Source organism: Natrinema soli (assembly GCF_028618695.1).
The window spans coordinates 1-1,566 of record NZ_JAQIVI010000259.1 but is presented as its reverse complement, the minus strand read 5'-3'; the positions used below and the strand labels follow the sequence as shown (position 1 = coordinate 1,566).

Here is a 1,566-nt window from a genome sequence, read left to right as displayed (position 1 = left end):
CAAATCGAAGAAGCGCATGCTGTGCCGAGATGATCCGCCGATCGTCGCCGATCGTCTGGCCGTACTCGCGTTTGCACGACCAGTACGCGCCCCGGTAGAGGTCTGCTGCCGGAACAGGGTCATCGACCTCGTACTTCGAGCCCGAGCAACCAACCGCAACGAGCGTCTGCGGTTCGCGGTCCCGATACTCCTCGATCGCGTCCCGGACGGTGTAGCAGTATCCCATCCCCCACCCGACGTCACCAACATCGGCACGACCGCGGTCGATGTTCTCGACCGCTCGCTTCACATCGACGAGATCTTCGCACTCTGATACCAGCCGAGCGGGCATACAGTCGGGGACATGGACGTCCGCGAGAAGGTCCATGAGAAGACGGTACAGCGGGCGGTCCTCGGCAGCGACGACAGTCGCATCACGAACGCCGTGGACCCAGTGGCTCGACACTGCGAGGTCGCCACCTGGGAGGTCGTGCTCTCGAGGACGTGGAAGGTGAGGATTCTCGCGGTCAGTCCCATCCGCGAGTTGTGCATCGGCGCTCACTCCAATCAGACCTCCACCTCGTCAAGAAGTGCGATTGCTTTGGTAACCTTCTCTCGATCGTCGTCGCTCAACTGCTCCTTGTCGATGTTTCTGAGGTTGCTCCACGCACGCCACAGCAGGTATCCGGGGATGTTTTCGTCGTCCATCTGTTTTCTCCCTCTACCCCTCTCAGGGGGTCGAACAACGCCACCGGCCGTACACTCGTTGTAGGGCTCTCGGCTCAGAGGATCTGCTTCGGACCCCGCGACGAGAGGGCGACCTCGCCGTTCTCTCGCTCGTCTTCTGTCACCAGGTCGTATTGCTCCTCGAGATCGCTACAGACGGTTGCTGCGACCTCGAATGCTTCCTCGAGCGTTGAGACTTCGGCTTCGACCGACCCCCAGTCCGGATTTGCGTTCGGGTACACAGCCACCTGATACGTGCCGGTGAAGCGATCGTGCCAGCTTGCCGATGGTTGGTACGATGTCGTGGGTGCGACCGTCACCTCCATCGGCGTCGAAAACGCCAGCTCCCCTGCTTCGTCTGCGAGCAAGCGAACCAACGAGAGGACACACTGCCGTCGGCCCAGTGCCCACGGACGGACGCTACCTTGTTTGCAGTCCCACGTATCAAACCGTGCGTCAATACTCACTGACGTCTCGAGTGCCTGTGTGGTCGCTGATCGACTGACCGATTCGTGTATCGACATTTTACAAAACCCTCTACCCCTCTCCGGGGTCGAACAACACCACAATCGCGTCGAACTGAGCAGTCACTCGACCCGTCTCGTCTTTGCCTTCTCTACTGCTGTGGGTGCGGTTCGGCTAGACGACTCTACGAGACCCTCCAAGCTGCGTCAGCGGTGGCGCCTAAATTGCTCACGGAGGAATCCCATGACTTCAGTCGTGCAGAGGACGTCAAAGATTCACGTCAGTGTGGTGGATCACATCCTCGGTTCGATACCACGTCACGAGGTCTTGATACTGTCGGCTGAATATTTTTTAGGCTGGAGTGTAACTCTATGGTATGGCTACACTTGACGCCGC

The 1,566-nt window shown here is 59.3% G+C and carries 2 protein-coding genes and 1 pseudogene; all 3 read right to left on the bottom strand.

Annotation, left to right across the window (positions count from 1 at the left end; all coding sequences use genetic code 11):
• Positions 1–541, bottom strand: a pseudogene (locus PGX04_RS16305) (DUF6884 domain-containing protein); the annotation flags it as partial.
• Positions 542–546: 5 nt separating this feature from the next.
• The gene (locus PGX04_RS16300; protein WP_006825932.1) at positions 547–687 is read right to left on the bottom strand and encodes a DUF8012 family protein; all 141 of its coding nucleotides are present in this window, start codon (positions 685–687) and stop codon (positions 547–549) included.
• Positions 688–761: 74 nt separating this feature from the next.
• Entirely contained in the window at positions 762–1,172 is a 411-nt protein-coding gene (locus tag PGX04_RS16295; RefSeq protein ID WP_273739475.1) for a hypothetical protein, read from the bottom strand.
• Between the last annotated feature and the right edge of the window lie 394 nt (positions 1,173–1,566).